Origin of the sequence: Microcystis sp. M44BS1, assembly GCF_020244875.1 — a bacterium.
In the GTDB taxonomy this organism is placed as follows: domain Bacteria; phylum Cyanobacteriota; class Cyanobacteriia; order Cyanobacteriales; family Microcystaceae; genus Microcystis; species Microcystis panniformis.
The window spans coordinates 1-5,637 of sequence record NZ_JADBVM010000014.1 but is presented as its reverse complement, the minus strand read 5'-3'; the positions used below and the strand labels follow the sequence as shown (position 1 = coordinate 5,637).

Annotated in this window: 7 protein-coding genes and 1 pseudogene; all 8 read left to right on the top strand. The window is 47.9% G+C overall.

Going from position 1 to position 5,637, the window contains the following annotated elements; translation table 11 throughout:
* Window positions 1–7: 7 nt before the first annotated feature.
* Complete coding sequence (locus tag IM515_RS00525; protein WP_002770416.1) at window positions 8–229, top strand: hypothetical protein; 222 nt, start codon at window positions 8–10, stop codon at window positions 227–229.
* Window positions 230–805: 576 nt separating this feature from the next.
* Complete coding sequence (locus IM515_RS00520; RefSeq protein WP_287628525.1) at window positions 806–2,050, top strand: phage tail sheath family protein; 1,245 nt, start codon at window positions 806–808, stop codon at window positions 2,048–2,050.
* A 14-nt stretch (window positions 2,051–2,064) separates the two neighbouring features.
* Window positions 2,065–3,192, top strand: coding sequence for a phage tail sheath family protein (locus IM515_RS00515; RefSeq protein ID WP_287628526.1), 1,128 nt, complete (start codon window positions 2,065–2,067; stop codon window positions 3,190–3,192).
* 49 nt (window positions 3,193–3,241) lie between these two features.
* Window positions 3,242–3,670, top strand: coding sequence for a phage tail protein (locus IM515_RS00510; protein WP_002770409.1), 429 nt, complete (start codon window positions 3,242–3,244; stop codon window positions 3,668–3,670).
* A gap of 26 nt (window positions 3,671–3,696) precedes the next feature.
* Entirely contained in the window at window positions 3,697–4,059 is a 363-nt protein-coding gene (locus IM515_RS00505) for a hypothetical protein (RefSeq protein ID WP_002770407.1), read from the top strand.
* 20 nt (window positions 4,060–4,079) lie between these two features.
* Window positions 4,080–4,217 (top strand): annotated as a pseudogene (locus tag IM515_RS25815) (DUF6760 family protein); the annotation flags it as partial.
* 21 nt (window positions 4,218–4,238) lie between these two features.
* Window positions 4,239–4,778: a phage tail protein gene (locus tag IM515_RS00500; RefSeq protein WP_002770405.1), complete on the top strand. Its 540-nt coding sequence runs from the start codon at window positions 4,239–4,241 to the stop codon at window positions 4,776–4,778.
* Between the two features lie 13 nt (window positions 4,779–4,791).
* On the top strand, window positions 4,792–5,637 hold an 846-nt coding region (locus IM515_RS00495), incomplete at its 3' end, for a hypothetical protein (RefSeq protein ID WP_287697816.1).

Genomic DNA, 5,637 nt, shown 5'->3' with positions numbered 1-5,637 from the left:
AACTACCATGAAACAACTAATCGTACACATTCGTGACCAAGAAAAAGCAGAAACACTCTCTAAAATTTTAACTGCTTTAGATTTTGTTGACTCTGTAGAAATCATCGAAGATCAAACAACATTATCTGATAACGAGCAAGACTTTTTTGCCCTAGCACGATTGTGGGAAGACAGGGATATTACTCCTAAATCTATCCGTCAAACAGCATGGCGAGAAGAAAACCGATGATTTTAAGTGGGTGGGTGGAATTAAATATAAGATGAACGTAGGTTGGTTTGAAGATGAAACCCAACGCCCGCATGGGTTACGCTACCGCTAACCCATCCTACAAATAATTGTGCCTCCCTACTTATGTGACACCAACCCACATTCCGCACCCTAGTCGTTGAAATCAAAAGTTGCTCTAGCCCTTGTATAGTAAGACTTTTAGCGATTACTAAGAATTATGAAGTGTCACACTCTAGTCAGCGATCGCCAGCTTAATGAGAGTTTCTCTCAATAATTTGGTATCAGAGCTATCAGATTTTTAGGGCTAATTGTGCAGCTGCTGGGCAAACAAATTAGCCTGTAATTCAGAGCCGGCAATCATTTTGACGATTTAGATAAAATTTTCAATGTGACAGTTGAGGGTGCGGAATGTGGGAAATATATAAAAGTCTATGAAGATGTGCGGAATGTCGGTTAAGTTTAAGGATGTTCCAGTTCCCTACACTTTTGCTTGATTCATCTTTACATCTGACAACGCCCAATAGACCAAAAGTGCTAGCATGGAGATTAAGCAAATATTTTGTTAAGGAGAGGGCTATGCCTCAATATCTTTCTCCAGGCGTTTATGTTGAAGAAGTACCTTCAGCCGTTAAAGCGATCGCCGGAGTTAGCACCAGCATCCCCGGATTTATTGGAATTGTACCAGACAAAATCCACCTGGTCGCCAAAAATCCGACAACGCCCGGAAGCACTAAGTTTGTGGACTTTGCGCCACCGCCAGCCAAGATAGCTAAATTGATTACCAATTGGACCCAATTTACCAAATTCTTTGGCGATCTAATCGGCGACGAAACAAAGGCACCAACGGCAGATGACAATCCTGCCATTGATCCTGGACACCAACACCTGGCTCACGCAGTTTACGGATTTTTCAACAATGGCGGCAGCAGTTGCTATGTAGTGCGGATTGTTGACAATACACAACTTGATGATGCTCTCAAAGCTTTTGCCGCGATCGATCCAATTTCACTGGTAGCAATCCCAGGAAACACCGATGACGCGATCCGAGATAAAGTGGTAGCTCATTGTCAAGCCACCGGCGATCGCTTTGCTATTCTAGATGGCCCCCCGACGGCTGCCGATTTAACCACTCTGACGAAAATTCCGGCTGACTCAGGAGTCATGCCGAAAAGAACCGATTTGGCCGCCTGGTATTTCCCCTGGATCAAGGTTTTTGACCCAGCGACTAAACTACAAAATCCTAGTGGTGATGGGTCGCTAATTGTCCCCCCTAGTGGACATCTAGCAGGAGTCTATGCTCGCGTTGACAACGAGAGGGGAGTCTTCAAAGCACCCGCCAATGAGGTAATTTTTGGCGCGCAAGACGTGAGCCAGCCCCTCAGTAAAGCTGACCAGGATAACTTGAATCCTAAAGGAGTCAACTGCATCCGCGTCCTCAATGGCAACATCCTAGTCTGGGGAGCCAGAACCGTCGGCGGCGATGACAATGCTGACTTGAAATACATCAACGTCCGCCGCACCCTGCTCTTTCTGCGGGAATCGATTGACGAAGGCACCCAGTGGGTGGTCTTCGAGCCGAATACTCCCGCCCTCTGGCAACAAATTACCCGCAACGTTTCGGCATTCCTTACCAATGTCTGGCGCTCGGGGGCTTTGTTTGGCAATACACCCCAGGAGGCGTTTTACGTCAAGTGCGATGCCGAAAACAATCCGCCTGAGTTGCGCGAATTGGGCCAAGTCGTCACGGAAATTGGCGTGGCGATTGTTCGTCCGGCTGAATTTGTCATCTTCCGCATCAGCCAGATGGCCCAAACCAGCTAAAAAAGAGGTGAGCTATGGCGATCGCCTATAAAACGCCAGGTGTCTATCGAGAGGAAAGCTTCCGCCAACCAGAAGCCAAGCTGCCCACCGGCATTCCTGGATTCGTCGGCTTCTTTCAGGCTAAGCCATCAGAGAAGGATTTCCCAGTCAACACCCCGCTGGCATTACACCGTCAGGAAGAATTCAGCGAAAAATTTATCGCCCAAGGCTATCTATTAGAGGCAGTGACCGGCTTCTTTGCCAATGGGGGTACTCGCTGTTATGTAGTGCGAGCAGACTCCAATCAAGAGCCAAAATCAGCCTTAGAAGCGGCTTTGTCGTCTCTCGCTCCCCTGAAGGATTTGGACTTACTGGCAGTTCCCGATGCCATGAAGCTGACGGATGAAAGTGCCATTATCCAAGTGCAACAGGCAATGTTGCAACAATGCGCCCAACAGGGCGATCGCTTCGCCATTCTCGATGCTCTAGCCACAGTCAAAAAGCAGCAAGAGGCAATTGTCCGCGGCCAACCCGAACCAATTAACGCGGCCCTCTACTATCCCTGGCTGAAAAATACCCAAGGGCGTTGGGTTCCCCCCTGCGGTCATATTGCTGGTATCTTTGCCCGCAGCGATCGCGCTAGGGGTGTCTTCAAAGCTCCCGCGAATGAAAAGATTCAGGATGCCCTGGATTTGCAAGTGGCGATCAACAATTCCCTTCAAGATGAGTTAAATCCTCTAGGTATCAACTGCCTGCGGGCTTTTCCCGGTCGTGGCCTGCGCGTCTGGGGAGCGCGAACCCTCAGTCAAGATCCCAACTGGCGTTATCTCAACGTCCGGCGGCTATTCCTCACTTTGGGGCGGTGGATCGACCAAAATCTGGGCTGGGCAAGCTTTGAACCCAATTCCCCCCGCTTGTGGGTGCGAATTGGGCGAGAACTGAGTGCTTACTTAACCCAACTGTGGCAGTCAGGGGCACTCCAGGGAGCCAGCCCAGCCCAGGCATTCTATGTCAAGTGCGATGCTGAAACTAACCCGACCGACCTCCGAGAAAAAGGAGAGGTGCTAACTGAAATTGGTTTAGCAACTGCTGCTCCTGCTGAGTTTCTCGTGATTCGGATCGTTCATCGGGCGGGAAGCGTGGAAATTCGCCCAACCGCTTGATTACTAACCATTCAATTGTCTTACTGGCTGTTTAACAAGGAGATTTTCTATGGCTGACAGAGTTGATCCCTATCGAGGTTTCAATTTTCGCGTTGAAATCGACGGCATTCAAGAAGCAGGCTTCCGCGAATGCAGCGGTCTAGATGCGACAACCGATCCCGTTGACTATCGCGAAGGAACCGATGCCAACCACGTGCGTAAATTGACCGGTTTGAATAAATTCGCGCCAATTACCTTAAAACGGGGCATCACCGATTCCAAGACCCTCTGGGAATGGCGACAAACCGTGATCAGTGGGAAAACCACCCGCAAAAATGTCTCGATTGTCCTATTCAACGAAGCGCAGGAAGAAAAATTGCGCTGGAATTTGCGGGAAGCCTGGCCTTCTAAATGGACAGGTCCGAGTTTTAATGCCACCAGCAATGAAGTAGCGATTGAAACCCTAGAAATTGTCCACGAAGAAATGGTTAAAGCTTAATCCCCGGCTAAACTGATCACCCAATCATGCTCCAGACTGAATTTCCCTTTACCTTACCCCTAGGGTATATAGATGGGGAAGGCAACCTGCATCGGGAAGGTGTGATGCGCCTAGCCACTGCCTTCGATGAAATTGCCCCCCTCAAAGATCCCCGTGTCCGTAGCAACCAAGCTTATCTGCTGATCGTCCTGCTGTCGCGGGTCATCGCTAAGCTTGGCAGCCTGGAGTATATCAACCCGAAGGTGATTGAAGGACTGTATGCGGCAGATTTGGCTTACTTACAAGACCTCTACTGCCGCATCAATCAAAATGGTCACAACCGGGTTCATACCCAATGCCCTTACTGCGAAAAAGAGTTTGACGTGGAACTCACTAGCTTGGGGGAGTAAGACGCTACCCCCTCGAACGGCTTTATGAGGAGGTAGCCTACATCGCCTACCACTTTCACTGGCAGCCGGAACAAATTCTGGGATTGGAACACCCAGAACGCCAGCAGTGGGTGGCAGAAATCGCCAAGATCAACCAGCGTTTTAACGAACAAACTTGAGCAAACAGGAGGAAATAACCGATGCCATCCTTGGGCTTAAACGCCGCTTTCAGTTTGGCGACCAATCTTTTGGGAATTCGCAGCGATCCCTATCAGGTCTTCAATTTTTTGGTCGAGATTGAAGGAATTTTGGCAGGAGGGTTCTCTGAATGTAGCGGTTTGCAGGTAGAAACTACTATTGAAGAGTACCAGGAAGGCGGTGTCAATGACTACATACATCGCTTTGCCGGGCGCAGCAAATCCCCAGCTTTGATTCTCAAGCACGGACTTACCCCGATTGATGGACTATGGAGTTGGCATCAAGATGTAGTCCAAGGCAAGATTGAACGCCAAAACGGCACAATTTATTTGCTGAACAAGCAGCGCATCCCGGTCATTTGGTGGAACTTTAAAGAAGCTTTTCCTTATAAGTGGACTGGCCCAGAATTGCGAGCAGATTCAGGCAACGTCGCCTTTGAAAGTGTCGAATTATTTCACCGAGGACTCAGCCGTCCTAGCGTGAGCAGTTTGGTAGGAGGAATCGCCGCTGAACTGAGTGCATCTGTCAATATTGGTTTCTAAAAAGGTGTATAAGATGGTCGATTCTCCTGATGAAAAATCTGTTCTGGTAGAGCGTCTCCTTCGCCGCCAGAGTGAACCTGTTGGGGTGATTAACCTAAAACAATTCCAGACTCAATTAGCACGAGTTCCAAGCTGGATGGTTCAGCGTTCTCGCTTCCTAGAAAGGTGGCAATCTCGTTATGCTTTTGGTGAGAGTGAACCAGGTAGCGGTACGGAATTAATGTTGGCTACACCAGTGCAGCCAATTACAACCGAACCGAACCTCACTAGCCAATTGTCTTCAGCAATGTTATCTGAACGGATATATCAGGAGAAGATTGCGCCACCAATAGAAAAGATTTCTGATTCCCAAGCTGGTCAAACTTTTCGCCTCAGTCGCAAAGCTGTTCCCTTAGCACCAGATTCTAATTCTTTAAGTAAACAAGTAAATTCCTCTGAGAAGATAGAGACTCCAGCAAACACTTCTGAAAAAAATAGCCCATCCTTGAGGACAATTGTTGAAAGTGTAACGGTATCAAATCCTGACTCCAAGCCAGCGGCTACCTTAGATCAACCACAGAGAACAGTTGCGCCAAAAGAGGAAGAAACAAAAGTTACTCTAGTTGAATTAAAACAGATTCAAGTAAGCAATTTAAGCACACCAAATTCCTTGTTGTTGCGCCAAAATTTGCACCAGCCAGTCGAAGCATCTGAAGAAAGGAAGATAGATTTCCTACCCGCTACTTCGGAAGAATCTACTTTACCTTTGAGAACAATTACTGAAAGAATAAATACTTCCACTTCTAACTCAGAATCAGCAGAAATATCTCTCAAACCAGAGACAACAGTTAATGCTATTGAACAAGAACAATCTTTAGTT

Bases quoted from the DNA above. Each gene is read 5' to 3' on its own strand.
- IM515_RS00525 (WP_002770416.1), top strand. From the start codon at position 8: ATGAAACAACTAATCGTACACATTCGTGACCAAGAAAAAGCAGAAACA.
- IM515_RS00520 (WP_287628525.1), top strand. From the start codon at position 806: ATGCCTCAATATCTTTCTCCAGGCGTTTATGTTGAAGAAGTACCTTCA.
- IM515_RS00515 (WP_287628526.1), top strand. From the start codon at position 2,065: ATGGCGATCGCCTATAAAACGCCAGGTGTCTATCGAGAGGAAAGCTTC.
- IM515_RS00510 (WP_002770409.1), top strand. From the start codon at position 3,242: ATGGCTGACAGAGTTGATCCCTATCGAGGTTTCAATTTTCGCGTTGAA.
- IM515_RS00505 (WP_002770407.1), top strand. From the start codon at position 3,697: ATGCTCCAGACTGAATTTCCCTTTACCTTACCCCTAGGGTATATAGAT.
- IM515_RS00500 (WP_002770405.1), top strand. From the start codon at position 4,239: ATGCCATCCTTGGGCTTAAACGCCGCTTTCAGTTTGGCGACCAATCTT.